The organism is Pseudomonas sp. MS15a(2019) (genome assembly GCF_013277805.1).
GTDB lineage: Bacteria > Pseudomonadota > Gammaproteobacteria > Pseudomonadales > Pseudomonadaceae > Chryseomonas > Chryseomonas benzopyrenica.
In genome coordinates, this window is sequence record NZ_VBTN01000010.1 from 289,410 (window position 1) to 314,970 (window position 25,561).

General features: G+C 65.7%; 28 protein-coding genes. 5 read left to right on the plus strand and 23 right to left on the minus strand.

Annotation, left to right across the window (positions count from 1 at the left end; translation table 11 throughout):
- Positions 1-49: 49 nt before the first annotated feature.
- Positions 50-229, plus strand: a complete 180-nt coding sequence (locus FEZ61_RS15790) for a hypothetical protein (protein ID WP_173149413.1) — start codon at positions 50-52, stop codon at positions 227-229.
- On the opposite strand, the gene FEZ61_RS15795 is transcribed toward FEZ61_RS15790, so the two are convergent.
- The 5 genes from FEZ61_RS15795 to FEZ61_RS15815 form a co-directional block, all read right to left on the minus strand.
- Entirely contained in the window at positions 211-2,220 is a 2,010-nt protein-coding gene (locus FEZ61_RS15795; RefSeq protein WP_173149415.1) for a DUF3488 and transglutaminase-like domain-containing protein, read from the minus strand. The genes FEZ61_RS15790 and FEZ61_RS15795 overlap by 19 nt on opposite strands.
- Entirely contained in the window at positions 2,217-3,173 is a 957-nt protein-coding gene (locus FEZ61_RS15800) for a DUF58 domain-containing protein (RefSeq protein ID WP_173149651.1), read from the minus strand. The genes FEZ61_RS15795 and FEZ61_RS15800 overlap by 4 nt, the downstream gene beginning before the upstream one ends.
- Positions 3,170-4,087, minus strand: coding sequence for an AAA family ATPase (locus FEZ61_RS15805; protein ID WP_007160574.1), 918 nt, complete (start codon positions 4,085-4,087; stop codon positions 3,170-3,172). Before FEZ61_RS15805 ends, FEZ61_RS15800 begins: the two co-directional genes overlap by 4 nt.
- Positions 4,088-4,190: 103 nt before the next feature.
- Entirely contained in the window at positions 4,191-4,889 is a 699-nt protein-coding gene (gene pyrF / locus FEZ61_RS15810; RefSeq protein ID WP_064307442.1) for an orotidine-5'-phosphate decarboxylase, read from the minus strand.
- 90 nt (positions 4,890-4,979) lie between these two features.
- Entirely contained in the window at positions 4,980-5,855 is an 876-nt protein-coding gene (locus FEZ61_RS15815; protein ID WP_017641900.1) for a LysR family transcriptional regulator, read from the minus strand.
- An 82-nt stretch (positions 5,856-5,937) separates the two neighbouring features.
- Here FEZ61_RS15815 and FEZ61_RS15820 point away from each other — a divergent pair, with 82 nt between their 5' ends.
- Both FEZ61_RS15820 and FEZ61_RS15825 read left to right on the plus strand, forming a co-directional pair.
- On the plus strand, positions 5,938-6,393 hold the full coding sequence (locus FEZ61_RS15820; RefSeq protein ID WP_017641899.1) for a multidrug/biocide efflux PACE transporter: 456 nt from the start codon (positions 5,938-5,940) through the stop codon (positions 6,391-6,393).
- Between the two features lie 48 nt (positions 6,394-6,441).
- Complete coding sequence (locus FEZ61_RS15825; protein WP_017641898.1) at positions 6,442-6,609, plus strand: DUF2897 family protein; 168 nt, start codon at positions 6,442-6,444, stop codon at positions 6,607-6,609.
- A 60-nt stretch (positions 6,610-6,669) separates the two neighbouring features.
- Here FEZ61_RS15825 and FEZ61_RS15830 read toward each other — a convergent pair whose 3' ends face one another.
- The 5 genes from FEZ61_RS15830 to FEZ61_RS15850 all read right to left on the minus strand — a co-directional run bounded on the left by FEZ61_RS15830 (position 6,670) and on the right by FEZ61_RS15850 (position 11,858).
- Positions 6,670-7,779: a Gfo/Idh/MocA family oxidoreductase gene (locus FEZ61_RS15830; protein WP_173149417.1), complete on the minus strand. Its 1,110-nt coding sequence runs from the start codon at positions 7,777-7,779 to the stop codon at positions 6,670-6,672.
- A 113-nt stretch (positions 7,780-7,892) separates the two neighbouring features.
- On the minus strand, positions 7,893-8,420 hold the full coding sequence (locus FEZ61_RS15835; protein ID WP_017641896.1) for a hypothetical protein: 528 nt from the start codon (positions 8,418-8,420) through the stop codon (positions 7,893-7,895).
- Positions 8,421-8,525: 105 nt separating this feature from the next.
- Positions 8,526-9,959, minus strand: coding sequence for a PLP-dependent aminotransferase family protein (locus FEZ61_RS15840; protein ID WP_173149419.1), 1,434 nt, complete (start codon positions 9,957-9,959; stop codon positions 8,526-8,528).
- Between the two features lie 217 nt (positions 9,960-10,176).
- Positions 10,177-11,106: an FAD-binding protein gene (locus tag FEZ61_RS15845; protein WP_173149421.1), complete on the minus strand. Its 930-nt coding sequence runs from the start codon at positions 11,104-11,106 to the stop codon at positions 10,177-10,179.
- Positions 11,106-11,858 carry an electron transfer flavoprotein subunit beta/FixA family protein gene (locus FEZ61_RS15850; RefSeq protein ID WP_059315725.1) on the minus strand — a complete coding sequence of 251 codons (753 nt, stop codon included), beginning with the start codon at positions 11,856-11,858 and terminating at the stop codon, positions 11,106-11,108. Before FEZ61_RS15850 ends, FEZ61_RS15845 begins: the two co-directional genes overlap by 1 nt.
- 292 nt (positions 11,859-12,150) lie before the next feature.
- Here FEZ61_RS15850 and FEZ61_RS15855 point away from each other — a divergent pair, with 292 nt between their 5' ends.
- Positions 12,151-13,800 carry a 4Fe-4S dicluster domain-containing protein gene (locus tag FEZ61_RS15855; protein ID WP_173149423.1) on the plus strand — a complete coding sequence of 550 codons (1,650 nt, stop codon included), beginning with the start codon at positions 12,151-12,153 and terminating at the stop codon, positions 13,798-13,800.
- Between the two features lie 32 nt (positions 13,801-13,832).
- Here FEZ61_RS15855 and FEZ61_RS15860 read toward each other — a convergent pair whose 3' ends face one another.
- The 4 genes from FEZ61_RS15860 to FEZ61_RS15875 form a co-directional block, all read right to left on the minus strand.
- Positions 13,833-14,378: a DUF1285 domain-containing protein gene (locus FEZ61_RS15860; RefSeq protein ID WP_346342867.1), complete on the minus strand. Its 546-nt coding sequence runs from the start codon at positions 14,376-14,378 to the stop codon at positions 13,833-13,835.
- Between the two features lie 26 nt (positions 14,379-14,404).
- Entirely contained in the window at positions 14,405-15,019 is a 615-nt protein-coding gene (locus FEZ61_RS15865; RefSeq protein WP_173149427.1) for a DUF4823 domain-containing protein, read from the minus strand.
- Between the two features lie 87 nt (positions 15,020-15,106).
- Positions 15,107-16,075, minus strand: coding sequence for a radical SAM protein (locus FEZ61_RS15870; protein ID WP_064307437.1), 969 nt, complete (start codon positions 16,073-16,075; stop codon positions 15,107-15,109).
- A 65-nt stretch (positions 16,076-16,140) separates the two neighbouring features.
- Positions 16,141-16,782, minus strand: a complete 642-nt coding sequence (locus tag FEZ61_RS15875) for a TetR/AcrR family transcriptional regulator (RefSeq protein WP_007160588.1) — start codon at positions 16,780-16,782, stop codon at positions 16,141-16,143.
- Positions 16,783-16,953: 171 nt separating this feature from the next.
- Here FEZ61_RS15875 and FEZ61_RS15880 point away from each other — a divergent pair, with 171 nt between their 5' ends.
- Positions 16,954-18,084, plus strand: coding sequence for an aminotransferase class V-fold PLP-dependent enzyme (locus tag FEZ61_RS15880; protein ID WP_173149429.1), 1,131 nt, complete (start codon positions 16,954-16,956; stop codon positions 18,082-18,084).
- A 215-nt stretch (positions 18,085-18,299) separates the two neighbouring features.
- Here FEZ61_RS15880 and FEZ61_RS15885 read toward each other — a convergent pair whose 3' ends face one another.
- From FEZ61_RS15885 to fabG, 9 genes are all read right to left on the minus strand, one after another.
- Entirely contained in the window at positions 18,300-19,082 is a 783-nt protein-coding gene (locus FEZ61_RS15885) for a TatD family hydrolase (protein WP_017641887.1), read from the minus strand.
- Positions 19,083-19,136: 54 nt separating this feature from the next.
- Positions 19,137-19,493, minus strand: a complete 357-nt coding sequence (locus FEZ61_RS15890) for a PilZ domain-containing protein (RefSeq protein ID WP_017641886.1) — start codon at positions 19,491-19,493, stop codon at positions 19,137-19,139.
- A gap of 39 nt (positions 19,494-19,532) precedes the next feature.
- Complete coding sequence (locus FEZ61_RS15895; RefSeq protein WP_173149431.1) at positions 19,533-20,516, minus strand: DNA polymerase III subunit delta'; 984 nt, start codon at positions 20,514-20,516, stop codon at positions 19,533-19,535.
- Positions 20,509-21,147: a dTMP kinase gene (tmk, locus tag FEZ61_RS15900; RefSeq protein ID WP_173149433.1), complete on the minus strand. Its 639-nt coding sequence runs from the start codon at positions 21,145-21,147 to the stop codon at positions 20,509-20,511. Before tmk ends, FEZ61_RS15895 begins: the two co-directional genes overlap by 8 nt.
- The gene (gene mltG / locus FEZ61_RS15905) at positions 21,144-22,202 is read right to left on the minus strand and encodes an endolytic transglycosylase MltG (protein ID WP_173149435.1); all 1,059 of its coding nucleotides are present in this window, start codon (positions 22,200-22,202) and stop codon (positions 21,144-21,146) included. Before mltG ends, tmk begins: the two co-directional genes overlap by 4 nt.
- Positions 22,203-22,205: 3 nt before the next feature.
- A complete protein-coding gene (gene pabC / locus FEZ61_RS15910) occupies positions 22,206-23,018 on the minus strand; it encodes an aminodeoxychorismate lyase (protein ID WP_173149653.1) in 813 nt (270 codons plus the stop codon).
- The gene (fabF, locus tag FEZ61_RS15915; RefSeq protein ID WP_173149437.1) at positions 23,018-24,262 is read right to left on the minus strand and encodes a beta-ketoacyl-ACP synthase II; all 1,245 of its coding nucleotides are present in this window, start codon (positions 24,260-24,262) and stop codon (positions 23,018-23,020) included. Before fabF ends, pabC begins: the two co-directional genes overlap by 1 nt.
- 137 nt (positions 24,263-24,399) lie before the next feature.
- The gene (gene acpP, locus FEZ61_RS15920) at positions 24,400-24,636 is read right to left on the minus strand and encodes an acyl carrier protein (RefSeq protein ID WP_007160597.1); all 237 of its coding nucleotides are present in this window, start codon (positions 24,634-24,636) and stop codon (positions 24,400-24,402) included.
- A gap of 167 nt (positions 24,637-24,803) precedes the next feature.
- Positions 24,804-25,547, minus strand: coding sequence for a 3-oxoacyl-ACP reductase FabG (fabG, locus tag FEZ61_RS15925; protein WP_173149439.1), 744 nt, complete (start codon positions 25,545-25,547; stop codon positions 24,804-24,806).
- Between the last annotated feature and the right edge of the window lie 14 nt (positions 25,548-25,561).

The following is a 25,561-nucleotide window of genomic DNA, read 5'->3' on the forward strand; positions in this document are numbered from 1 at the left end:
GGTTGCCCGACAGGCGGCAAGATGCCCGCACGTTTTTCGGAGAACCGTCATGCGCTCGGTCACCACTCTCACTTCCGCCGTGCTGTTGCTGCTGGGCCTGGGCTGCATCGCCCAGGCGCTCGGCACCCCCCATCCGCAACCACTGATCCTGGCGGCCATCGTCTGCCTGGTGGCCTTCGCCCTGCAAGAGCCTGACGCCCTCCCCGTGCCTCAGTCGCTGCGCGCCTGACGGCCACGCAGCTGACGTTTCAATAGCTTCAGTGCCCTGGTCAAAGCCGCAGGATCCTGCGGCCGACCGGCATAGCGCTGCGCCTGGAATTCCTGGGAAAAGGCCGCAATCGCTGCGCGCGCCGCCGGCAGCTCGGCCATGGCGCGTCCGGCGAAGCTGCCCGCCGCCTCGCCGCTTCGACGCCTGACGCCTTGCCGCGCCAGCAGCCGCTCGAACTGGTCGAAACGCGTCAACAGGAGATCCCGCGTCCGCTGCCAGGGCTTGAGCACCAGCAGCGCCATCACCCCGAGCACGCCCAACACCACCAGCGCCAGCAGCAGCCCCAGGCGTTGCAGCGAACCCTCGCCGAGCAGCCGCTTGAAGAGTTCGCCCTGGGTATCCTCCTGGTAGTTGAGCACCCAGCGCTGCCAGCCGTAGTTGAGGCGGTCCCAGCCCAGACGCAGGTCATTGAGCCAGGCCAGGTTGCGATAGCGATTGGCGGCGAAGGGATTGTCGGCGAGGAATTCGTTGGCCGCGCCCTGGGCCGCCAGGGCCTCCTGCAGACCCCGCTCGATCCGCTCGGGCGCCACCTGGGCGGTAGGGTCGACGCTGACCCAGCCGCGCCCCGGCAACCAGTATTCCACCCAGGCATGGGCATCGAATTGCTGCACCAGCAGATAGCCGCCCGCGGCATTGAATTCACCGCCCTGGTAGCCCGCCACCACCCGCGCCGGAATGCCCGCCACCCGCAAGGCGAAGGTCATGGCGCCGGCATAGTGGGCGCAGAAGCCGCGGTGGTTGTCGAAGAGAAAGGCGTCGATGGCATCGACGCCTGCCGTGGGCGGTTGCAGGGTGTAGACGAAGGGTTGCTGGCGGAAATAGGCCAGGATCGCCTGGGCCAGGGCCTCGGGCGTTGGCGCGCGGGTCTTGAGCCCGGCTACCCAGGCACGGGTGCGGGGCTCGCCGCCACTGGGCAGCTGCAGCGCGCGACGCTGGCTGGAGGCGGATAGCCGCTCCGCCTCGCGGGTCGCCTGCGGCCAGCTGGATACCCGATAGAGCAGCGCCTGGTCCACGGGGCGGCGGCGCTGCAGATGGAAGTCGCTGGCCAGGCGCACGTCGCGCTGATCGCTGCGCGCCACGTCCAGGCCATAGAGCCAGGGCCGACCGCTCGGTTCCATGACCACCTGGTAGTCCAGTTGGGGTCCGCCAGGCGTCCAGGCCGGTTCCGGACTCCAGGCCGTGTCGGGATCCACCGACCAGCGCGCGCCATCGAAGCGCTCGTAGGTGGTGGCGCGCCAGTAGAGGTCGCGCTGCGCCGGCCGGTCACCGGCGAAGCTGACCCGGAACACCCGCTCGGCGGATTGCGAGAGCTGGGCGATCTCCCCGGGCGCCATGCTGTCGCCCAGTCCGGTGCGCGCCTGGTCGCCCGGTTGCGGCAGCGACCACAGCGGACCGATACGGGGAAACACCAGGAACAGCAGCAGCATCAGCGGCACCGCCTGCAGCAGCAGGGTACCGGCGACTTTCAGCGTCGCCAGCGGCCGACTGGCCAGGGCACTCTGCTGCAGACCGATCAGCGCCGCCACCAGGGCAGTTACCGGCAGCAGGCTGTAGAGCGCCGCGAGCAGGCCGTCCTCGAACAGATAGGCAATCACCACCGCGAAGAACCCCAGGTAGATCACCACCAGGGCATCGCGGCGACTGTGCATCTCGATCAGCTTGAGGGCGAAGGTCACCAGCAGCAGCACGGCACCGGCGTCCAGGCCGATGAAGGAGCCGCGCGACAACCAGATGCCGCCCATGGTCAGCAGCAGCAGGCCGCCCTTCTCGATCCGCGTCGGTGCCCGCACCCGCATGCGAAACAGCAGCACCCGCCAGCCGGCGCAAAAGGCCCAGAGCAGGCCGACCCAGGGCGGCAGATGGGTGAGGTGCGGCAGGATCACCAGGGCCTGGGCCACCAGCAGCCAGATCAGGGCGATGCGCGGAATGGCTTGCGGCACGGCGGTGCTCATGATGGCCGCCCGAACAGAGCCAGCGCCTGCAGCGCCGCGTCACGCTGGCTTTCGCCGCTGGCCGGCGCCAGCTCCACCCCGGGCACCCTGAGGCCGAAGCGCAGCTGGCGGGCGCTGCAATCCAGCACCGCCTGGCACAACCAGGACAGCCGCGTCTCGGTGTCGCCATCGAGCACGCTGAAATCCAGCCAGAGTTCGTTGCCGGCCAGGGCGGTGAAATCCTTGACCAGCAGGCCCTGCCCGCGGGAAAAGGCCTTCCAGTCCAGCCGCCGGCGCGAGTCGCCGGGCTGATAGGACCGCAACCCCTGGAAGTCGTCGGCGCCCTGCCCCGTCTGGCGCTGGCCTTCCTCGCTACCGGCATCCTCGCCGCTGCGCAGCGGCGTCGTGGTCGCCAGGGGCTGCGGATAGACCAGGGCGCGCACGTCCAGGTCCAGCCAGCTCCAGGCGACGAACAGGCCGAGGGGAAAACGGCTCTCCACCCGCAGTCGCCCGGGTCTGAGCCAGCCGCGACTCGGCGCCGGGTGGAAGATCTGCAGGGCGACGCTCTCCCCCGCCGGCACGTCGCTGAGCACCAGCGGCTCGTTGCGCCAGCCCAGGGCGATGCCCTGGTGCGCGCGACGCTCGCTCTCCAGGCGCAGGCGAAAGCCGGCGGCTTCGCCGGCGAACACCGGACTGGCGCCGCCGCCGACCAGTTGCAGACCGGCCAGGTTGCGATAGGTGTGCAGCATGGCCACCAGCGCCAGGGAAAACAGCAGGAAGGTCAGGCCATAGGCCAGACTGTTCTGGTAGTTGATGCCGGCCAGCAGCATCAGCAGCAGGGCGATGGCGAAGGCGCCGCCCTGGCGGGTGGGCAGGATGAAGATGCGCCGCTGATCGAGGGTGATGCGATTGGCCGGGGGAATCCGCCGCGCCAGCCAGCCGTCTCGATAGCGCTGCCAGGCGCCAACGGTCACAGCGCCGGGACTTCGCGTAGCAGCCATTGCACCAGGGCGCCGCCGCCATGCCCGGCGGGATCGGCGATGTCGCGCAGGCGATGCCCGGCCACCGCTGGCAGCACCGTCTGGACATCCTCGGGCAGTACATGGTCGCGCCCCGCCAGCAACGCCCAGGCTCGCGCCGCGGCCAGCAGCGCCAGGCTGCCGCGCGGCGACAGGCCGAGGGCGAAGGACGTCTGGGTGCGGGTGGCCTCCACCAGGCGCAGCACATAGTCCACCACCGCCTCGCTGGCATGGATGCGCGGCACCTCGGCCTGGATCAGCCGCAACTGGGCGTGATCCAGCAGGGGCTCGAGGCGCGGTAGTTGCTCGCGCCCGGAACCGCCGAGCAGCAGCGCCCGCTCGGCGGCGCGTCCGGGATAGCCGAGCGACAGGCGCATCAGGAAGCGGTCGAGTTGGGATTCCGGCAGGGCGAAGGTGCCGCCCTGGGAGATGGGATTCTGGGTGGCGATGACGAAGAAGGGATCGGGCAAGGGCCGGGTGGCGCCCTCAATGGTCACCTGTCCCTCTTCCATGGCTTCCAGCAGCGCGCTCTGGCTCTTGGGTGTGGCGCGATTGATCTCGTCGGCCAGCAGCAACTCGGCGAACACCGGCCCGGGATGGAAGACGAACTGGCCGCTGTCGCGATCGAACACCGAGGTGCCGAGGATATCGCCGGGCAAGAGATCCGAGGTGAACTGGATACGCTGGAAGGACAGCCCCAACACCTTGGCCAGGGCATGGCTGAGGGTGGTCTTGCCCATGCCGGGCAGGTCTTCGATCAGCAGGTGCCCCCGTGCCAGCAGGCAGGCCAGCGCCAGCCTGACCTGGGTTTCCTTGCCCAACAAAACGCCGTCTACCGCCTTGAGACAGGCGTTCAACCTATCGTGCATACCCTGAGGTCTCTCGCCTTGCGCCGACGCGAGAAGGCGTCGGCCTGCAGAACGAGAATAGCAGCACCTTTTGCTGGCGACCGCCGCCCTGGAGGTTTACCGCTTATTTCAGGGTGGCGAGGATGTCTTCAACGGCGCGCGCCGGATCGGCGGCACGGGCGATGGGTCGACCGATCACCAGGTAGTCGGAGCCGGCGTCCAGCGCCTCGCGTGGAGTCAGGATGCGGCGCTGGTCGTCCAGGGCGCTGCCGGCCGGGCGGATGCCGGGAGTGACCAGTTGCAGCGCCGGTTGCGCGGCCTTGAGCGCCGAGGCCTCCTGGGCCGAGCACACCAGGCCGTCCATTCCCGCGCGGGCGGCGAGGCCGGCCAGGCGCAAGACCTGCTCCTGGGGATCCACGTCCAGGCCGATGTCGGCCAGGTCCTCACGCTCCATGCTGGTCAGCACGGTGACACCGATCAGCAGCGGCTTGGGGCCCTGGAAGGCCTCCAGGGTCTCGCGACAGGCGGTCATCATGCGCAGGCCACCCGAGCAGTGGACATTGACCATCCAGACGCCCATTTCCGCCGCGGCCTTGACCGCCATGGCGGTGGTATTGGGGATGTCGTGGAATTTCAGGTCGAGGAAGACTTCGAAGCCGCGCGTGCGCAGCGCCTCCACCACCCCGGCGGCGCTGGCGGTGAACAGCTCCTTGCCGACCTTGACCCGGCAGCTGGCGGGGTCGAGGCGGTCGGCCAGCGCCAGGGCGGCGGACGACGAAGGGAAATCCAGGGCGACGATGATGGGAGACGGGCAGGCGGACATGGGAGCTCTCGGCAAAACGGCAAAGGCCGGCATTTTCGCAGAAAAGCGCCGCGCCGGCACTTGGCCGCTGTCTGCCTGCGCTCCCCTCCTTCAACTCGGCTTGAGCAATCGCTCGCGCAGCCAGTTGCCCGCCGGACCCAGCGGCCGCCGCCGCGACCAGACCACATCCACCGCCACCCGTTGCGGCCAGCCCGGCACGGCCAGCTCCACCAGGCGGCCCTGGCCGAAGGTCGTCACCAGCCACAGCGGCAACTCGGCCCAGCCGAAGCCCTGCACCGCCATGTCCAGTAGCAGCAGATAGTCCGGGGCCGACCAGCAGCGGCCACGGGTATCCGGCAGACGGCTGACCTGCTGGGAGGCCTCGGTCACGGTGCTCAGACGGAGCAACCGGTAGGGTGCCAGGTCAGCCGGTGTGACCCGCTCCAGCGCGGCCAGCGGATGATCGGCAGCGACATAGAGGCCAAAGGTCACCAGGCCATCCAGGGTCGCCGCTTCGATATCCGCCGGATAGGGTGGCTGACCCGCCAGCAGGCCCAGGTCCGCCCGCCCCTGTACCAGGTTGAGCACATCGGCGTCCTCGGCGATCAGGCATTCGAATTCGAGATCCGGATAGCGCTGGTCAAGCTCCGTCAGCAGCGCCTCATACCGGGTGGGCTGATAGGTATCAGAGATCACCAGGGTCAGGCGTGGCTCCACCCCGGCCGCCAGCTGGGTGGCGCGATTGGCCAGGCGATCGTGAGCCGATAGCACGGCGCGGGCCTGGTCGAGCAGTTGCTCGCCGGCCGCCGTGAGCAGGGGATAGCGGCCTTGGCGATCGAACAGCAGCACACCCAGTTCGTCTTCCAGCCGGGCAATGCTCTCGCTGATACTGGACTGGCGCTTGCCCAGCACCCGCGCTGCCGCACTGAAGGAGCCTGCTGCAGCGGCCTCGACGAAGGCCTCCAGGGCTTCGGCATTGGGATACATATCGGCTCAGCCTATGGATACCATTTTGATCTCCCTAGCTTAACCGATGAGACTGAAGACCTGTCCATCGTGGAGGCATCTCATGTCCAGCCCGCTCACCCAGCGTCCCGCCAGCGCCCGCATCCTGCACGCCCTGCTGTTCGAGGGAATCGCGGTACTGCTTGCCACCCCAACCCTGGCCTGGCTGCTGGATCGGTCTCTGGGGCACATGGGCCTGCTCACCGCAGCCTTTTCCGCCATCGCCATGCTTTGGAACCTGGTGTTCAATCTGGGCTTCGATCGGCTGCAACAGCGCCTGGGCTTCACCCGTGGCCTGGGTGTACGGCTGCTGCACGCCCTCGGCTTCGAAGGTGGCTTGATCCTGGTGCTGGTGCCACTGGCCGCCTGGTGGCTGTCCATCAGCCTGTGGCAGGCCCTGCTGCTGGACCTGGGACTGATCCTGTTCTTCCTGCCCTATACCTTGGCGTTCAACTGGCTCTACGACCTGGGTTATGCCGCCTGGCTGAAGCGTACGAACACGACTTGCCGGGCGCACTGATAAGCTCTCCCGTGGTCGAAGCCTTACAGCCACTCAAGGAGAAGAAAGATGCCCTGGTATGCCTGGTTGATCCTGCTGGTCGCCATCGGCTCGGTGGTCGGCAGCCTGCTCATGCTCAAGGACACGGCCCGCAAGGTGCCCTTGACCGACGAACAGAAATCCAAGATTCGGCAGCGCAATGCCGAGATGGACGCCAAGGAGGCCCAGGACCGCTAAGCGCACCCTGGCTCCCAGACAAGGCCCTGCCGCACCAGCGTGCCGCAGGGCCTTGCTTCGTCAGGACTCCAACGGCGCCTTGGTATTGACGTACTCTGGCACCTGCGCCAGCGGCAGGCTGCGTACCTGCTCACGGGTCGGTCCCTGGCGTTTGGGTAGCGGGTCCAGGCGTTGCGGCTGACTGCTTTCCAGGGCGCGCTCGATGGCCGCCAGCACGCGCACGTCGCGCCAGCCCTCCTCCCCATCCATTTCCGGCTGCCGATCCTGCAGGATGCAATCGGAGAAATAGGCCGTCTCGCCGCCGAAGTGATCCACCACCGGCGCCTTGTGCTCCTGGGTTTCGCCCTCCACGGTCAGGCGGTAGCCAATGGCGACGCCCTCCCCGAATCCAAAGCACGGCGAGGCCTCGATCTCGCCCTTGCGGCCCACCAGCTGGAAACGCTCGGTATTGGGACCACTGAAGCTGACGGTAAAGCTCGCCAGCCGCTCTTCGGGGAAGCGCAGGGTCACGGCCACGGCATCCCAGGTCGTGACATCGCGCCCGGGTGTTTGCACGCCCACCGCACTGACTTCGATGGGTTCGTCGGCAAAGAGCGCCCGCACGGCATTGAGCGGATAGGGCCCCATGTCGGTGACCGGGCCGGCCCAGAAGCCGCTCTGCGCGCGGTGGTTGGCCGTATCGACCGGCTGGGTGAAGGTCGCGGTGAACAGGCGCGGATCGCCGATCTCGCCCTTGCGCACGCGCTCGATCATCTCCACCGTGCCCGGCTCACAGTGCAGGCGGTAGGCGATCATCAGCTTGGCTCCGGAGCGTTCTGCCGCGGCATTGATCGCCTTGCATTCTTCCTCGCTGATCGCCATGGGCTTTTCCAGCAGGACGTGAATGCCGGCGTCCAGCGCCGGTACGGCGAATTCCAGATGGCGGAAATTGGGCGTGGCCAAGTAAATGGCATCGATCTCGCCGGATGACAGCAGCGCCGGGAATTCTTCGTAGCTGTAGCTCTTGAGGCCGTACTTGGCGGCCAGGTCCCGCGCCTTGATGGGATCGCCGGTGACCAGGGCGGTCATCTCGGAATTGCCGGTCTGGCCGACCCCAGGCATGAAGGCGCCCTGGGAAATCCAGCCACCGCCTACTACCGCATAACGAATCTTGCCTGTCGCACTGGGCATGGAACGCTCCCGAATCCAGGCGGACGTTGTGTCCGCCACCTGAACTGTCGGCAAGCGTCGTGGCGAGTAAGTTCCGGACCGCTGTTCAACAACGGCAGGCCGCCCTCATCGGATTAACGGCGAAAGCGCAACTCGACTTCCGCGCCTTCGAAATCGTCGCTGCGATCCCGGCTGATCACTCGACCGCCCAGTTCGAAACGACCAGGGTCGTCCTCCTTGCGAAACAGCTGCGGCAGCAGACCTGCTTCGGCCACGCTGTTTTCAACCCGCTTGGCAGCCCCGGGATGCGATCTCAAGGCCTGAGGCGTATCGGCCTCACTGGGTACGCTGAGGTCGAGCGGATGGGCCGGCGTCGGCGTGGCCTTGGGCACGGCAGGTTTCTTGAGTTGACTGTTCTTGGCCAGGTCCCGCTTTTTCGGCGGCGGCGCAGGCAGCACCAAGGCCTTGGCCGGGAGCGGATCCAGCCGATACGCGCGCAGATCGGCGGCAGTGGCGGGTGGCGCTTTGCTCACCGGCGACTGGGCCATCGGCGCAGGCGTTGGCGCGGAAGAGGTCTTGGCCGTCGTTGGCGGCGAATCATTGTCGCAACCCACCAGCAGCAGGGGCACTGCCAGCGCCATCATCGCCAGGTATTCACGCATGGGCCCACCACTCAAGGCATCGCGCCTGGACCGGAGCGGCAGACGCGACAGGAGTCAGTCACTACAACCGACCCTCCTGCCCGGCGGCGGGTTCCAAGGGCGCCGCTAGGCGGCCAGGGTTTCCTGGCAGAGCTGACGGGCGAGCAGGCCCAGGGTCATCAGCGCCCGCTGGGCATCACGCGCCCAGGGCAGCCCGCAATTGAGGCGGATGCAGTGGTTGAATTGGTCGGTGTTGCTGAAGATCATGCCCGGGGCGATGCTCACCCCCTGATCCAGCGCCCGCTGGTGCAGCAGGCGGGTATCCACCCGCATCGGCAGGCTGACCCAAAGGATGAAGCCACCCTTGGGCCGACTCATCTGGGTACCCTCCGGGAAGTGCTCCTGGATCGCCAGCTGGAAGGCGGTCATGTTGCGCCGGTATTCCTGGCGAATGGCGCGTAGGTGGCGATCATAGCCACCGTTCTCCAGATAGGCCGAGACGCCCATTTGGGTCACGCTGCAAGCTGAATGGGTGGTAAAGGTCTGCAGCCGGCAGATGTCTTCCTGATAGGGTCCGGCCACCACCCAACCGATGCGCACCCCGGGTGAGAGGGTCTTGGAAAAGCTCGAGCAGTAGATGACGCGCCCCTGCTTGTCGAGAGCCTTGAGCGCCTTGGAGCCGCTCTCATAGGTCAGTTCGCCGTAGATGTCGTCCTCGACGATGGCAATGTTGCGCTCGGCCGCCAGCCTGAGCAGCTGCTTCTGCCGTGCCTCGGGCATGCTGCCACCCAGGGGATTGCTCAGGCGCGCGGTGACTACCAGGGCCTTGACCGGCCATTGGCTGGCCGCCAGTTGCAGCGCCTCGACGCTGAGCCCGGTCTCGGGGTCGCAGGGGATCTCGATCACCTTGAGACCGAGCACCTCGGCCAGTTGCAACAGGCCATAGTAGGACGGTGACTCGGTGGCGATCAGATCGCCCGGCTTGGTCAGCACCCGCAGCGACATCTGCAGGGCATCCACGCAGCCATGGGTGATCACCACCTCCTCCGGCCCCACCACCACCCCGGCGTCGCGCAGACGGATCGCCACCTGACGGCGCAGGGGCTCGAAGCCCGGACTGTGCAGATAGGAGAAAGCCGCACGGGCCTGGAAGCGGGTGACCTTGGACAGTTGCTGGTGCAGCGCCCGCAGCGGCAGGTAATCGGTCTGGGGCACGGCCATGCCCAGGGGCACCACCCCTTCGCGCCGGGATTCGGCGAGGACCTGGCTGATGATGCCGGCGCGGGTCACCAGGCTCGGTCGCTCCACCGTGGCGATATCCGGCGTCGGCGCGGTCAGCGCCGGAGTCTGGTGCACATAGAATCCCGACTGCGGTCGGGCACGGATCAGGCCCTGGTCTTCCAGGGTGGCATAGGCCTGCAGGACACTGGCATGGCTCACGCCCAGCTGCTGACTCAGCTTGCGCACCGACGGCACCCGCTCGCCGGGCTTGTAGACCCCCGTGCGGATATCGTTCGCCAATTGCTGGGCGATGCGCTGATAGAGCAACAGGTTGGTCATGGCGTCTTCCTGGACGAGAGCGGAACAGTAGCAGGCTATTCTGGAGGTATACCGGTACAGCTAGCCTCGACCTTACCGCTTCCCTTCCCGGGGCGGCAATGTCCAAAAACGACAAGGAACCGGCGCACCCCTCTTTGACGCCAAGGGCTCTGCCGAGAGGCTTGCCGCGCCCATGAAAAAGCCCGCCAAAGGGCGGGCTCTTGGCTGGCGAAAAACCTTAGATGGCCTTTTCCAGCTCCGGGATCAGTTCGAACAGATCGCCTACCAGGCCATAGTCGGCCACCTGGAAGATCGGCGCCTCCTCGTCCTTGTTGATGGCGACGATCACCTTGGAATCCTTCATGCCCGCCAGGTGCTGGATGGCACCGGAGATGCCGACGGCGATGTACAGCTGGGGCGCGACGATCTTGCCGGTCTGGCCGACCTGCATGTCGTTGGGCACGAAGCCGGCGTCCACCGCGGCGCGCGAGGCACCTACCGCAGCGCCCAACTTGTCGGCCAGGGCGTAGAGGATCTTGAAGTTGTCGCCGTTCTGCAGCCCACGACCACCGGAGACCACCACCTTGGCGGCGCCCAGCTCGGGACGATCGGACTTGGCCAGCTCTTCGCCGACGAAGCTGGAAACCCCAGCGTCCTTGACCAGGCTCACGGCTTCGATGGCGGCGGAACCACCCTCGGCGGCGACCGGATCGAAACCGGTGGCGCGCACGGTGATCACCTTGACCGGCGCCGTGGAGCGCACGGTGGCGATGGCGTTGCCGGCATAGATCGGCCGCTTGAAGGTGTCGGCGGATTCGACGGCGATGATCTCGGAGATCTGGTCGACGTCCAGCAGCGCGGCCACGCGCGGCAGGAAGTTCTTGCCATTGGTGCTGGCGGCGGCCAGGACATGGCTGTAGTTGGCGGCCAGCTCGACCACCAGCGGCGCGACGTTTTCCGGCAACTGGTGGGCATAGGCGGCGTTGTCGGCCAGAAGCACCTTGCTGACGCCAGCGATCTTGGCGGCGGCCTCGGCGACCGGCTGGGCATTCTGGCCGGCGACCAGCACATGGATGTCGCCGCCGATGGCCTGGGCCGCGGCCACGGTATTCAGGGTGGCGCCAAAGAGGTTGGCGTTGTCATGGTCGGCAATGACGAGAATGGCCATCAGATCACCTTCGCTTCGTTCTTGAGTTTTTCGACCAGTTCGGCCACGGACTTGACCTTGATGCCCGCCTGACGGCCTGCCGGGGCTTCTACCTTGACCACCTCGTAGGAGGCGTTCACCGCCACGCCCAGGGCGTCCGGGGTCAGGGTTTCCAACGGCTTCTTCTTGGCCTTCATGATGTTGGGCAGCGAGGCGTAGCGCGGCTCATTGAGACGCAGGTCGGTGGTGACCACCGCCGGCAGCTTGAGCGATACCGTCTGCAGACCGCCATCGATCTCGCGGGTCACGTTGAGGCCGTCACCCGCCTGCTCCACCTTGGAGGCGAAGGTACCCTGGGCGAAGCCGGTCAGGGCGGCCAGCATCTGGCCGGTCTGGTTGTTGTCGCTGTCGATGGCCTGCTTGCCGAGGATCACCAGCTGCGGCTGTTCCTTGTCCACCACCGCCTTGAGTAGCTTGGCGGTGGTCAGCGACGACAGCTCGGCAGTGCCGGTGTCGATCAGCACGGCGCGATCGGCGCCCAGTGCCAGGGCGGTACGCAGTTGCTCCTGCGCCTGGGCCGGACCCGCGGTCACGACCACGATCTCGCTGGCGATACCCTTTTCCTTCAGACGCACCGCTTCTTCCACGGCGATCTCGCAGAAGGGGTTCATGGACATCTTGACGTTGGCCAGGTCGACACCGCTCTGGTCGGCCTTGACGCGGACCTTGACGTTGTAGTCCACCACGCGTTTGACAGCTACGAGAACCTTCATGAATCCCTCGATTTATTCTGGTGAATAAACAGGACGCCAAGGCGGCCTTGCGTTGGACACGACCCCTGCCGATCCAACCTTGTTGCAAATCTTTCCTATGTTGACCTCCACGGCAGCAGGGGTCAACGCGACAGTCCGTCAGGGGCCAGTAACTCCCGAGTCTAACAGGCTTGCAGAAAATTTAAACAAACGTTTGAATGGGTGCTAGGGAGCACGCCGGATATAATGAAGTCTTTTGTTGCACCCCTACATAAATAACCAGATCGTGAGTTTTGCCTGAGGAGAGTGAGCCGTGGAACGCGAATACATGGAATTCGACGTGGTGATCGTCGGGGCCGGCCCCGCGGGCCTGTCCGCGGCCTGTCGCCTCAAGCAGCAGGCCGCCGAAAACGGCCAGGAAATCAGTGTGTGCGTGGTCGAGAAAGGCTCCGAGGTCGGTGCCCACATTCTCTCCGGCGCCGTCTTCGAACCCCGCGCCCTGGACGAGCTCTTTCCCAACTGGAAGGAACTGGGTGCGCCGCTTAACACTCCGGTCAAGCGCGACGACATCTACCTGCTCAAGGACGATCGCCAGGCCACCAAGGTTCCCAACTTCTTCGTGCCCAAGCCCATGCACAACGAGGGCAACTACATCATCTCCCTGGGCAATTTCTGCCGCTGGCTGGGTCAGCAGGCCGAGGCCCTGGGCGTGGAGATCTATCCGGGCTTCGCCGCCCAGGAACCGCTGATCGATGATCAGGGTGTGGTGCGCGGCATCATCACCGGCGATCTGGGCGTGGATCGCGAAGGCCAGCCCAAGGACGGCGTCTACACCCCCGGCATGGAGCTGCGCGGCAAGTACACCCTGTTCGCCGAAGGCTGCCGTGGCCATCTGGGCAAGCAGCTCGGCCAGAGATTCAAACTTGGCGAAGGCGCCGATCCGCAGCACTACGGCATCGGCATCAAGGAGCTGTGGGAGATCGATCCGGCCAAGCACGAGCAGGGCCTGGTGATCCATACCTCCGGCTGGCCGCTGGACAAGGAGAATCCGGGTGGCTCCTTCCTCTATCACCTGGAAGACAACCAGGTAGTGGTAGGTCTGATCGTCGACCTGGCCTACAGCAACCCGCACCTCTCACCCTACGACGAATTCCAGCGCTACAAGCACCACCCGGTGGTGGCCCAGTACCTGGAAGGCGGCAAGCGCGTCTCCTATGGCGCCCGCGCCCTGGTCAAGGGCGGCCTGAATTCCCTGCCGAAGATGGTCTTCCCGGGCGGCGCCCTGATCGGCTGCGACCTTGGCACCCTGAACCCGGCCAAGATCAAGGGCAGCCATACCGCCATGAAGTCCGGCATGCTCGCTGCCGACGCCATCGTCGCCGCCCTGGCTGCCGGCCGTGAGGGTGACGAACTCCAGGGTTACGTGGATGGCTTCAAGGGCAGCTGGGTGCAAGAAGAACTCCATGCCAGCCGCAACTTTGGTCCGGCCATGCACAAGTTCGGCCCGCTGCTGGGCCCGGCCTTCGCCTTCGTCGAGCACAACCTGCTGGGCGGCGCCCTGCCCTTCACCCTGCACGACCGCCGCATGGACCATACCTGCCTGAAGAAGGCCGACGAGGCGCCGCGCATCAGCTATCCCAAGCCGGACGGCAAGCTGAGCTTCGACAAGCTGTCCTCGGTGTTCCTCTCCAACACCAACCACGAAGAAGACCAGCCGGTCCATTTGAAGCTCAAGGACCCGTCGATCCCCATCTCGCAGAACCTGCCGCTATATGACGAGCCGGCGCAGCGCTACTGCCCCGCCGGGGTCTACGAAGTGGTTCGCGATGGCGGCGAGCCGCGCTTCCAGATCAACGCCCAGAACTGCGTCCACTGCAAGACGTGCGACATCAAGGACCCCGCGCAGAACATCACCTGGGTGGCTCCGGAAGGCAGTGGCGGCCCCAACTACCCCAACATGTAAGCTATGCAAAAGGGCCCCTCGGGGCCCTTTTGCTATCTGGCAGCCGCAACGGGAAAGAACACCCCGCGGCTCCAGAGCCCAAGCCAGGCCTTACCCTCGTGGGTGCCCTCCTCGACCCTGTCCATCAGTCGGTAGAAGACCGCCCGATTGAGCCGTGCCTCCAGCCCGCCGCGCACCCGTACATAGGGTGCCGGCTGGTCATCCTGCTCGGCGAAGCACAGCGGATGCTCGGCGCCAGCGGCGACTCGATCCCCGACGTTGGTGAGGAAATCCAGGACCTGCTCCCGGCCGCTGCCGCTCCACTCGACATCCACGGCCAGAAAGGGCACATCCTCGACCTGGATGCCCACGCACTCCACCGGCGTGACCAGCACATAGCGTTCGGGATCGCGCCTCAGGATGGTGGAGAACAGGCGCACCATCGCTGGTCGGGTGATGGGCGTACCCTGGTGGTACCAGGTCCCATCGCGGGCGATGCGCATGTCGATATCGCCACAGAAGGGTGGATGCCAGAGGTCCACGGGCGGCAGCTTGCCGTCCTCGGCGACTGGCAGCTGCGCCAGCAGATTCCGCGTCACGTCAACCTGGGTCACGCCCTTCTCCTCTATCGGGAGCCCAAGCCAAGTAGACGTTGGGCATATTCATTGAGCGCCGGACCGAGCAGGTCTTCCGGACGCTCATCATAGAACGTCAAGAACCCGCCACGACTGCGGATCCGCGCCGTGTCCACCAGGCGGAAGGTAGCGGTCTCCACCAGCATCATCTGGACGACGCTGCGGTCGCGGCCTACTCGCCCGATATCATCCTGATCTTCCCATTCCTCCCAGGTACCGATGCGATCGTCTGCGCCGGCGAAGCGGGTATAGAGCACATAGTGGGCGCCCAGTTGCCGGGCCTTGGCCATGGCTTCATCGAAGCCCTCGGGCTTGTCCGCGCGCCTTACCCGCGGGAAAAACTCCACGAAGCCCTTGAAGGCCTCTTCGGCTACCACATTGGGTCGAGCATAAGGATGGCCGATGGGTACGAAGGCGCCCTGGGCTATGTAGATATAGGAGTCGGCCTGCAAGCGAAAGTTGTTCAGCCGCTGGGTCTTGCTGTAGTCGAGCAGCCCCGCGTCGCGCAGGTGGTACTCGACACCGGACGCCATGTCGCTGACGTTCATGCAGCCACCCAGGCAGGCCAGCAGCACGGAAATGAAGAGAAAACGCAGTTTGACCATGAAAAGCAGACCCCTGTCCGGCGCCAAGTTGTCGTCGATACAGGGGCCTTAGCAGCTTTCGCGCCAGCTCCAGGCGCAACGGGTGAATCAGCCGCCGATGATCTTCATGACGGTCACGCCGCCCGAGAAGGCCACATCCTGCTTGTCGCCCAAGGCCTTGACCAGCAACCGCTGCAACGCCGGCAGGGCCAGATGACGCGGCTTGTCCAGCAGATCGCCGACATAGTGGCGGTTGCTTGACGACAGGCAGCCATGCAGCCAGCCGGTGGACGACAGGCGCAGCCGCGAGCAGGTCCGGCAGAAGGGCACGCTTTCGTTGGCGATAACGCCGAAGTGGCCGCCCGACTCGACGCGATAGCGCAGCGCCGTGGAATCCACCGGGGCATCGGCCTGCACATAGGCATGGCGCGAACCTATGATCTCCAGCAATTCGGCCAGGGGTACCAGCTGGTTGTTGAAGGTCGCGGGATTCTTGGCCAGGTGCCCCATGCGCATCAGCTCGATGAATCTCAGCTCGAAACCCCGCTCCAGGCAGTAGTCCAGCAGCGGCAGCACCTGGTCGAGATTCTGGCCGCGCAGGGGCACCATGTTGAGCTTGATCTTGAGACCGGCGGCCCGCGCCGCTTCCAGTCCGGCCAGCACCGTGGCCAGGTCACCACCGCGCGCCAGACGAGGAAAGGCCTCGGCGTCGAGGGTATCGAGCGAGACGTTGAGGCGCCGGATGCCGTGATCGATGAGGAAATCCAGCTTGCGTGGCAGCAGCTGACCATTGGTGGTCAGGCTTATGTCCTTGAGACCGAGCTGGGAGACACGGGCGAGAAAGGGCTCCAGCCGCGGCGTGACCAGGGGTTCCCCCCCGGTGATGCGCAGCCGTTCGATGCCGGCGGCATCGATGAGGTATTCCACGCCCCGGGCCATGGTCTCGGCACTGAGTTCGTCCTGCGCCGCCACGAGCCGCTTGCCATTGGGCACGCAGTACGTACAGGCATAGTTGCAGGCCGCCGTGAGGCTGATCCGCAAGTTGCGAAACGCCCTACCCTGGCGGTCGACGATCATCTTGGGGGTACTCCACTAGAACAAGAGAAAAGGGATGACGCGGCATCCCTTGCCTCTATCGGACCCTAGGATCGGACAGGCGTTTCGACGTCGCGCTTGCGCCGGTTGCCCATGCGCACGCCGATCTCCATGAGGAACTGGAAGAAACCTTCCTGATCCTCCAGCACGTCGCGCCAGAACGGCGAATGGTAAAGGGCCACGGCCCCGTGCACCAGCGCCCAGGCGGCGCAGTAATGGAAATAGGGCGGGACGTCCTCGAGCTTGCCTTCGTCGATCCGACCTTCGATCAGGCTGGTCAGCCGCTGGAAATTGGAGGTGCGGATGCTGTGCAGCTGCTCGACCAGTTCGGGCACCTGACGCGTCTTGACCACCTTTTCCTCGAGTCGATCGAACAGGCGATAGCGCTGCGGATCGCTCATGCGGAATTCGAAATAGGCGCGGGAGAGCGCTTCGCGATCCCGGGCGACGTTGTCCGACTGGAACAGCTCGGCCAGGTCCCGCTCGTAATCCAGCATCAGGCGCAGATAGATCTCGGCCTTGGAATTGAAGTGCTTGTAGATGGTGCCTTTGCCGATACCGACCGCCTCGGCGATCATCTCGACGGTAACGCTGTCTTCTCCTTCGGAGAGAAACAATTGCAGAGCGGTATCGAGGATTTCCTGTTCGCGGCGACGGAACTCGCGGACTTTGCGGGATTCTTTCTGCATGGCAGCCCACTTGTTGTTTTGAAAAGGGATAGGGCCTTCGAATCGCCAGTTGCCCCTCGGCATACCGGCACTTCGTCACACCTTGGGCGAGCTCCACCGAAAGCATCGGTGAACCGCGCGGGCGCGCCCCTTATTATGCCCCATCACACCCAGATTGTACGGATCGAGTCAATGTCTTCCTGGAAGCACGAATTCCCTCAGGCCTACGCCATGAGATACCTCAACCACGCGGCCGTGGCCCCGTGGCCCAAGCGCGCCGCGCAGGCCGTCACCGAATTCGCCGCCGAGAACTGCCAGTATGGTGCGCGCAACTATCCGACCTGGCTGGTCCTGGAGCAGCGCCTGCGCGATCGCCTGACCCGCCTGCTCAATGCGCCGTCCACCAGCGACATCGCCCTGGTGAAGAACACCTCCGAGGCCCTCTCTTTCGTGGCCTTTGGCCTGGACTGGCAGAGTGGCGACCAGGTGGTGATCAGCGACGAGGAGTTCCCCTCCAATCGGGTGGTCTGGGAAGCCCTGGCGCGCTTTGGCGTCGAGGTGGTGGAAGTCAACCTGGGTGACACCCCCGAAGCCAATCTGCTGGCCGCCTGCGGTCCGCGCACCCGACTCATGGCCATCAGCGCCGTGCAGTACGCCAGCGGCCTGCGCCTGGACCTGCCCCAGCTGGGCCAGGGCTGCGAGGCCAAGGGCGTGCTGCTGTGCGTCGATGCCATCCAGCAACTGGGCGCCCTGCCCTTCGATGCCCAGGCCTGCAACTGCGCCTTCGCCATGGCCGACGGCCACAAGTGGATGCTCGGCCCGGAAGGCCTGGGGGTGTTCTACTGCCGCGCCGATCTGCGCGAGCAATTGAAACTGCACGAGTACGGCTGGCACATGCTGGACAACGCCGGCGACTACAGCCAGCGCGAATGGCAACCGGCCAAGACGGCGATGCGCTTCGAGTGCGGCAGCCCCAACATGCTGGGTGCCGTAGCCCTGGAGGCGAGTCTGTCACTGCTGGAAGATGCCGGCATGGAGCAGGTCGGCAAGGACTTGCTGGCGCGGATCGAGCTGCTCGACAGCCATATCCGTCGCCTGCCCGGCGCGATCCTGCATTCGCCGGTCAATGCCGAGCGCCGCTCAGGCATCCTCACCTTCTCGCTCGAAGGCTGGGACAACCGCCAACTGTTCGAACGCCTCAAGACCGCCGACGTGGTCTGCGCCCAGCGAGGTCCGGGCATTCGCCTATCGCCGCACTTCTATACCAGCGAGCACGTGCTGGAGCAGACCCTGGATCTGGTGGGGGCGCTGGCGCGCTTCTAATGGTCGAAAGGCACGGGATAGCCAGTGTTGGGGCAGCGCTATTCCAAAACTGTTTAAAAAACGTCAAATCCCGACTGGACCTTTCCCCGAGCTGGCCAATACTCAAGTGACTGGCCGCGTCGACCCCCGCGGCGCGGGCCAGGGAGGCGGTTCTCTGTCTTGGCGATCCGCTGGTCCGGCCCGGGTATCCCAGGATACCCGGGCCATTTTTTTGCCTAGAGGGCAGCGCGGGGAAACAGCCGGCGGAAGTTGGCGGTGGTCTGCTCGGCAAGGGTTGCCAAGCTCACCCCTCGCACGTCGGCCAAGCATTGGGCGACCTCGACCACGAATTGCGGCAGATTGGCCTTGCCGCGGTGGGGTACCGGGGCCAGATAGGGCGAATCGGTTTCCACCAGCAGGCGATCGGCCGGCACCTGGCGAGCGACGTCGCGCAGCTCGGCGGCATTGCGAAAGGTCAGGATGCCGGAAAAGGAGATGTAGAAGCCCAGGTCCAGAGCGGCCTTGGCCGTTGCCCAGTCCTCGGTGAAGCAGTGCAGCACCCCGGCGCCCGGCAGGTCGGCGGCGCCCAGCATCGCCAGGGTGTCGGCGCGCGCTTCCCGGGTATGGATCACCAGGGGCAGCGCCGTGCGCCGGGCCGCTTCGAGGTGCAGGGCGAAGGACTGCTGCTGGATCTCGGCGGTGTCGGGCTGGTAGTGATAGTCGAGGCCGGTCTCGCCGATGGCGGCGACGCGCGGATGGGCCAGCCGCTCCAGCAGCCAGTCGAGATCGATGGCGCTGCCCTGGGCGGCATCCAGCGGGTGAATGCCCACCGCGCAGTGGACATCGGCATAGCGTTCGGCCAGGGCCTGCACCGTGGGCGCGTTGCCGGCATCGACGCCGATGCAGAGGAACTGGCTGACGCCCCGAGCGCGCGCAGCATCCAGCGCTGCATCCAGGGAGCCGTCATGAAGGGAAAGATCGAGTCGATCCAGGTGACAGTGGGAGTCGACGAAGTGCACGAGAAATAGCCTTGAATCAGGAGAGGCCCCGCCCCGAGCGGGACGGCGACAGTCTCACATGGTATGGGTGGGACGGTCCGACTTCAGCGAGCCGGCCAGATAGGTTTCGATCTTGTTGCGCGCGGTATTGTCGCCTTCGTTGAACTGCACGCCGACTCCGGCGGCTCTATTGCCCTGGGCGCCCTTGGGGGTGATCCAAACCACCTTGCCGGCAACCGGAATCTTGTCCGGCTCGTCCATCAGGTTGAGCAGCATGAAGACCTCGTCGCCGAGCTTGTAGGTCTTGCCCGTGGGAATGAACAGGCCACCGTTGCGGATGAAGGGCATGTAGGCGGCATAGAGCACCGACTTGTCCTTGATGGTGAGGGACAGGATGCCATTACGGGGGCCCAGGTTCTGCGGCAAACTCATGAGATTCTCTCGAGACAGGCAAGACGAACGCGCGGATCGCTAGCGTCCGGGCACCAGGCCGGCCCAGCGGATCAACAGCGATTCCAGCAACAATACGCGGTTGAGGTTGGCTTTGCCCAGCACCTTCTGCCGCTCGGCATGCAGCCATTCCTGCAGGGCCAGCACCTCGTGCGGCACGCTCTTCTCAGCCAGGTAACCCAGCACCTTGGCCATGTCCGGCGCGGCTTCGGCATCGGCGCCACCCCACTGCTGACGCAGCACGCCATGGGTCCATTCGCAGAACCAGTCGAGCAGTAGCGGCAGGGGTACGGCGTTCCAGCTCTCGGCCAGTTGACTGGGCGCTGCCTGGCGCTTGAGCAGGCGCTTCACCCCTTCCACCACCAGGGCCCGGCGGGCGAGCACGTCCTCACCGTGCAGGCGCAGGGCCGCCAGCGGCGAGCCGCCGGCCAGCACCAGCAACTGGGTGCGGATTTCCGCGTCCAGGTCAGGCAAGCGTTCGCCCAGCCAGGTGAGACTCTCGGCGCGCGAGGGCACCGGACAGGCCTGCTGCACACAGCGGCTGCGCACGGTGGGCAGCAGACGACTCGGCTGGTGGCTCACCAGCAGCAGCACGGTAGCGCCCGAGGGCTCTTCCAGACTTTTGAGCAGGGCATTGGCGGCATTGAGGTTCATCGCCTCGACCGGCTCCAGCAGGATCAGCTTACGCCCACCTAGCTGGGCGGTCTGGGAGACGAAGTCCACCAGGCCGCGGATCTGATCGACACGGATAGGCTTCTCGGCCTCTTCCGGCTGGATCACACAATAATCGGGATGCGTACCTGCCCTCAGGAGCGAGCACGCCTTGCACTGGCCGCAGGCGGCATCGCCCTGGGGCGCCTGGCAGAGCAGTAACGCGGCCAGGCGCTCGGCCAGGTCGCGCTTGCCGATGCCACGGGGACCATGCAGCAGATAGGCATGAGCATGCTGCCGCCGGGACGATATCCGCGCCCAGAGCACCTGCTGCCAGGGATAAACGTCAGCCACCTGGCGTCGACTCCAGGGTGGCGACCAGGGCGCGCAGCTCCGCCTGTACCTCGGCCAGGCTGCGCGAAGCATCGATCAGGCGATAACGCGCCGGCACGGCCTGGGCGCGGTCCAGATAGGTCTGGCGCACCGCTTCGAAAAAGGCGCGCTGCTCCTGCTCGAATCTGTCCAGGACACCACGGCGGGCCGCCCGGGCCAGGCCGATCTCCACCGGCAGATCGAACACTAGGGTCAGGTCGGGTTGCAGATCGCCCAGCACGAAGGCTTCCAGGGTGGCGATGCGCTCCACCGGTACGCCGCGGCCGCCGCCCTGGTAGGCATAGGTCGCATCGACGAAGCGATCGCAGAGCACCAGGGCACCCCGCGCCAGGGCGGGCCGGATGACCTGGGCCAGATGCTGGGCACGGGCGGCGAACATCAGCAGCAATTCGGTATCCACGGCCATGGGCTCGGCGGCCGGCGCCAGCAGGATCTCGCGGATGCGCTCGGCCAGCGGCGTGCCACCCGGCTCGCGGGTCAGCACCACTTCACGCCCACTGGCGCCGAGGAGTTCGGCGAGATAGTCGCGGTTGGTGCTCTTGCCCGCGCCCTCGGGGCCTTCGAGGGTGATGAACAGGCCGTTTGCCGTCATGGGGTTTCCTTGGTTTCGGGCGTTTGCGGAGCAGGACTGGAGCGATAGTCGGAGCGCCGCTTGAGCTGGAAGTCGCGGACCGCCTGATTGTGCGCCTCCAGGTCCTTGGAAAAGACATGGCTGCCATCCCCACGGGCGACGAAATACAGGCTGTCGCCATCCTTGGGATGCAGCGCCGCATGGATGGCCTCGCGTCCCGGCATGGCGATCGGCGTCGGCGGCAATCCCGCGTTGAGATAGGTGTTGTAGGGCGAGGGCTCGCGCAGATCGGCGCGGGTGATCCGGCCGTTGTAGCGCTCGCCCATGCCGTAGATCACCGTGGGATCGGTCTGCAGCAGCATGCCGGCCGCCAGGCGCCGGACGAAGACGCCGGCGATCTCGTCGCGCTCTTCGGGCACGCCGGTCTCTTTCTCCACCAGCGACGCCATGATCAGTGCCTGGTAGGCGTCCTTGTAGGGCACCGCGGGATCGCGCTCCTGCCATTCCTGGTCGAGTACGGCCTGCAGGCGCTGATTGGCCTGGCGCAACAGATCCGACTCGCGCTGGCCCTTCACATAGCGATAGGTATCGGGAAAGAAGCGCCCCTCGGGATGCTGGCCCTCCAGCCCCAGGCGTTTCATCAGGGCGGCATCGTCCAGCTCGGCGGTATCGTGTTCGAGCTTGAGCTGCCGCGCCAGGGCAGCGCGCACCTGGCGGAAATTCCAGCCTTCCACCAGGGTGAGGCCGTATTGCACCACCTCGCCCTTGCGCCAGAGGCCGAACAGCTGCTCCACGGTCATGCCCGGGGTCAGGCGGTATTCACCGCTATGCAGCGTCTGCCCGGCCAGATTGAAGCGCCAGTACAGGCGTAGCCAGAAGGCGCCGTCGAGCACGCCCTGCTCTTCCAGGCGCAGCAGACTGCCGCCTGGGGTCGCCCCCTTGGGGATCTCGATCAGTTGCTCGCCGTCGACCTTCAGCGGCTGAATCAGCGCCTGGTGCTGGCGCCAACCGGCCAGGACCAGCAGCAGGCCGCCAGTGGCCAGCAGCGCCGTAAGCAGAGCTCTCGCCTTGCGCATCGGCTATTCCAGAATCTCGTTTATCGAACCTTGCAGTTTACGGGTCACCGGTCCCACGGACCAGTTCGCGGCTGCGTACCGGCGCACGGGCCAGATACCATATTGGCTGTTGCAGAGGAAAACTTCGTCGGCACCGAGCAGGTCATCCAGCGACAGCGATAGCACCTCGGTCGGGATGCCCTCCGCGGCGGCGATGTCGAGCAGCAGGCCACGCATCACGCCGGCCACGCCACAATCATCGAGCGCGGGGGTCAGCAGCCGCCCCGCGCGAACCAGGAACAGATTGCTGAATACCCCTTCGATCGGCCTGCCGTCCTGAGCCAGCATCAGGCCTTCGGCATACTCGGTGCTACTCCACTCCCCACGCGCCAGCACCTGTTCGAGTCGATTCAGGTGCTTGAGTCCGGCCAGCAGCGGCTGGTGCGCCAGGCGTGTGGTGCATGGATAGAGGGCGATGCCCTCGGTGGCATGGACTGCCGGATAGGCCGGTGCCGGGGAGCCCAGCAACAGCCGTCGCACCTCGGGCTCGGCCGGCGGGGCATAACCGCGCAGGCCATCACCACGGGTGAGCAGCAGCTTGGCGACGCCCTCTCCCAGCAGCGTCGCATAGGCGCGGATCTCGGCGTCCAGCTGCGCGATGTCGCCGGGAATACGCAGCCGCTGGCAACCCGTGGCCAGCCGCTGCAGGTGACGGTCCAACAGACGTGGCTGGCCCCGGCGTACCGCGATGGTCTCGAACAGCCCATCGCCATAGGCCAGACCCCGATCGCGTTGCAGGCCGGGATCCAGCGGTTGGCCATTGAGCCAGTCCTGGATCAAGCGTCGAAGCGCCGGAACACCAGACTACCGTTGGTGCCACCAAAGCCGAACGAATTGGACAGGGCCACTTCGATGGGCCGCTGCCGCGCCTCGTGGGGCACGAAGTCCAGATCGCAGCCGTCGCTGGGATGGTCCAGGTTGATGGTGGGCGGCGCCACCTGATCGCGCAGGGCGAGTACCGTGAAGATGGCCTCCACCGCACCCGCGGCACCCAGCAGGTGACCGGTCATGGACTTGGTGGAACTCACGCTCAGACGCTTGGCCTGCTCACCGAACACCTGCTTCAAGGCAGCCACCTCAGCCAGGTCGCCGGCTGGCGTGGAGGTGCCATGGGCGTTGACGTAGTCGACCGCTTCCGGCGCGATGCCGGCGTCCTTGAGGGTCGCTCTCATGCAGCGCGCGGCACCCGCGCCGTCTTCCGGCGGTGCGGTCATGTGGAAGGCGTCCGCGCTCATGCCGAAACCAATCAGCTCGGCATAGATGCGGGCGCCCCGCGCCTTGGCGTGCTCGTACTCTTCCAGCACCAGGGCGCCGGCGCCATCGGACAGCACGAAGCCATCACGGTCGCGATCCCAGGGCCGGCTGGCGCGGGGCGGATCGTCGTTGCGGGTCGACAGGGCACGCGCCGCGCCGAAGCCACCCAGCCCCAGACCCGAGGTCGCCATCTCCGAACCACCGGCGACCATGACATCGGCCTCGTCGTAGGCGATGTTGCGCGCCGCCATGCCGATGCAATGCGTCGCCGTGGTGCAGGCGGTGGCGATGGCATAGTTGGGACCCTGCAGACCCAGATGGATCGACAGGAAACCGGACACCATGTTGATGATGGAGCCCGGGACGAAAAAGGGGGAAATACGGCGTGGACCCTGGGCGAGCAGCGACTGGCAATTCGCCTCGATATTGGTCAGTCCGCCGATGCCGGAACCCATGGCGACACCCATGCGCTCGCGATTGCCATCGTTGACCTCGATACCGCTGTCACGCATGGCCTGGAAGCTGGCAGCGAGACCGTATTGGATGAACAGATCCAGCTTGCGGGCTTCCTTCGCGGACAGGTACTGCTCCACGTCGAATCCCTTGACCGATCCGCCGATCCGCGTGCTGAAGGCAGAGACGTCCATATGCTCGATCGGCGCGATACCGCTGCGACCGGCCAGGATGCCTTCCCAGCTGCTCGCCACATCGGCGCCAAGCGGCGATACCATGCCCATACCCGTGATCACGACACGTCTACGCGACACACCCAACTCCTCTTGTCCTTCCGGGGCGGCCACCCCTCTTAAAAAAAGCCGATTCCAGCGATCTTGACCTTGGACCTAAAGAAAAGCCGCACGCCCTACAGGACGTGCGGCTTCTTGTGTCCGAAACTGGCGACTACTTATTGCTGGTGAGCAACGATGTAGTCGATAGCTTCCTGGACGGTGGTGATCTTCTCAGCCTGCTCGTCCGGGATTTCGGTCTCGAATTCCTCTTCCAGAGCCATCACCAGTTCGACGGTGTCAAGGGAGTCGGCGCCCAGATCCTCGACGAAGGAAGCGCTGTTGGTAACTTCCTCTTCCTTCACGCCGAGCTGCTCAGCGACGATCTTCTTAACGCGTTCTTCGATGGTGCTCATACCGTGTTCTCACTCCTAAAGGAAAAATCCGCACAACGGATTGCGCGTAAGTGTATAGAAAGGGATTTCCGTATTTCAAGCTGACGCGACATCAAGACGTATGCACGGCCATTGCTGGTCCGACAGTTTACCAGCTTAGCGCAATAGCCGCGCGGGGGTAACGCCGGTCAGCTCATGTACATTCCGCCGTTCACGGGGATCGTGGCGCCGGTCACATAGGCCGCGCCCTCGCCGGCCAGGAAGCCGACCACCTTGGCGATCTCGTCGGCCTGGCCGAGGCGGCCGGCCGGGATCTGGGTCAGCAGCGCGGTGCGCTGGGCTTCCGGCAGTTCACGGGTCATGTCGGTGTCGATGAAGCCAGGCGCAACGGCGTTGACGGTGATGTTGCGCGAACCCACCTCGCGAGCCAGCGCCCGGGTGAAGCCCTCGAGACCGGCCTTGGCGGCGGCGTAGTTGGCCTGGCCGGCATTGCCCATGGCTCCCACCACCGAGCCGATGCTGACGATGCGACCCCAGCGCCCCTTGGTCATGCCCTTGAGCACAACCTTGGACAGGCGGAACAGGCTGTTGAGGTTGGTATCGATCACGTCGAACCACTCGTCGTCCTTCATCCGCAGCATCAGGTTGTCGCGGGTGATGCCGGCGTTGTTGACCAGGATCGACGGGGCGCCGAATTGTGCCTGGACCTGCTCGAGGGCAGCCGCGACGGAGGCGTTGTCGGAGACGTTGAGCACCAGACCGGTGCCTTCGATACCGTTGGCCTTGAGCGACTCGGCGATGCGCTGGGCGCCCGCCTCACTGGTCGCGGTGCCGATCACAGTGGCGCCCAGGCGGCCCAGTTCCAGGGCGATGGCTTGACCGATACCACGGGTGGCGCCCGTGACCAGGGCGACCTTACCTTGCAGACTCATCTCGTTTCCTCGAT

What these genes read in the sequence shown, in the direction of transcription:
- FEZ61_RS15790 (WP_173149413.1), top strand. Translation starts at nt 50, where the DNA reads ATGCGCTCGGTCACCACTCTCACTTCCGCCGTGCTGTTGCTGCTGGGC.
- FEZ61_RS15795 (WP_173149415.1), bottom strand. Translation starts at nt 2,220, where the DNA reads ATGAGCACCGCCGTGCCGCAAGCCATTCCGCGCATCGCCCTGATCTGG.
- FEZ61_RS15805 (WP_007160574.1), bottom strand. Translation starts at nt 4,087, where the DNA reads ATGCACGATAGGTTGAACGCCTGTCTCAAGGCGGTAGACGGCGTTTTG.
- pyrF (WP_064307442.1), bottom strand. Translation starts at nt 4,889, where the DNA reads ATGTCCGCCTGCCCGTCTCCCATCATCGTCGCCCTGGATTTCCCTTCG.
- FEZ61_RS15815 (WP_017641900.1), bottom strand. Translation starts at nt 5,855, where the DNA reads ATGTATCCCAATGCCGAAGCCCTGGAGGCCTTCGTCGAGGCCGCTGCA.
- FEZ61_RS15820 (WP_017641899.1), top strand. Translation starts at nt 5,938, where the DNA reads ATGTCCAGCCCGCTCACCCAGCGTCCCGCCAGCGCCCGCATCCTGCAC.
- FEZ61_RS15825 (WP_017641898.1), top strand. Translation starts at nt 6,442, where the DNA reads ATGCCCTGGTATGCCTGGTTGATCCTGCTGGTCGCCATCGGCTCGGTG.
- FEZ61_RS15830 (WP_173149417.1), bottom strand. Translation starts at nt 7,779, where the DNA reads ATGCCCAGTGCGACAGGCAAGATTCGTTATGCGGTAGTAGGCGGTGGC.
- FEZ61_RS15835 (WP_017641896.1), bottom strand. Translation starts at nt 8,420, where the DNA reads ATGCGTGAATACCTGGCGATGATGGCGCTGGCAGTGCCCCTGCTGCTG.
- FEZ61_RS15840 (WP_173149419.1), bottom strand. Translation starts at nt 9,959, where the DNA reads ATGACCAACCTGTTGCTCTATCAGCGCATCGCCCAGCAATTGGCGAAC.
- FEZ61_RS15845 (WP_173149421.1), bottom strand. Translation starts at nt 11,106, where the DNA reads ATGGCCATTCTCGTCATTGCCGACCATGACAACGCCAACCTCTTTGGC.
- FEZ61_RS15850 (WP_059315725.1), bottom strand. Translation starts at nt 11,858, where the DNA reads ATGAAGGTTCTCGTAGCTGTCAAACGCGTGGTGGACTACAACGTCAAG.
- FEZ61_RS15865 (WP_173149427.1), bottom strand. Translation starts at nt 15,019, where the DNA reads ATGGTCAAACTGCGTTTTCTCTTCATTTCCGTGCTGCTGGCCTGCCTG.
- FEZ61_RS15870 (WP_064307437.1), bottom strand. Translation starts at nt 16,075, where the DNA reads ATGATCGTCGACCGCCAGGGTAGGGCGTTTCGCAACTTGCGGATCAGC.
- FEZ61_RS15875 (WP_007160588.1), bottom strand. Translation starts at nt 16,782, where the DNA reads ATGCAGAAAGAATCCCGCAAAGTCCGCGAGTTCCGTCGCCGCGAACAG.
- FEZ61_RS15880 (WP_173149429.1), top strand. Translation starts at nt 16,954, where the DNA reads ATGTCTTCCTGGAAGCACGAATTCCCTCAGGCCTACGCCATGAGATAC.
- FEZ61_RS15890 (WP_017641886.1), bottom strand. Translation starts at nt 19,493, where the DNA reads ATGAGTTTGCCGCAGAACCTGGGCCCCCGTAATGGCATCCTGTCCCTC.
- tmk (WP_173149433.1), bottom strand. Translation starts at nt 21,147, where the DNA reads ATGACGGCAAACGGCCTGTTCATCACCCTCGAAGGCCCCGAGGGCGCG.
- mltG (WP_173149435.1), bottom strand. Translation starts at nt 22,202, where the DNA reads ATGCGCAAGGCGAGAGCTCTGCTTACGGCGCTGCTGGCCACTGGCGGC.
- acpP (WP_007160597.1), bottom strand. Translation starts at nt 24,636, where the DNA reads ATGAGCACCATCGAAGAACGCGTTAAGAAGATCGTCGCTGAGCAGCTC.
- fabG (WP_173149439.1), bottom strand. Translation starts at nt 25,547, where the DNA reads ATGAGTCTGCAAGGTAAGGTCGCCCTGGTCACGGGCGCCACCCGTGGT.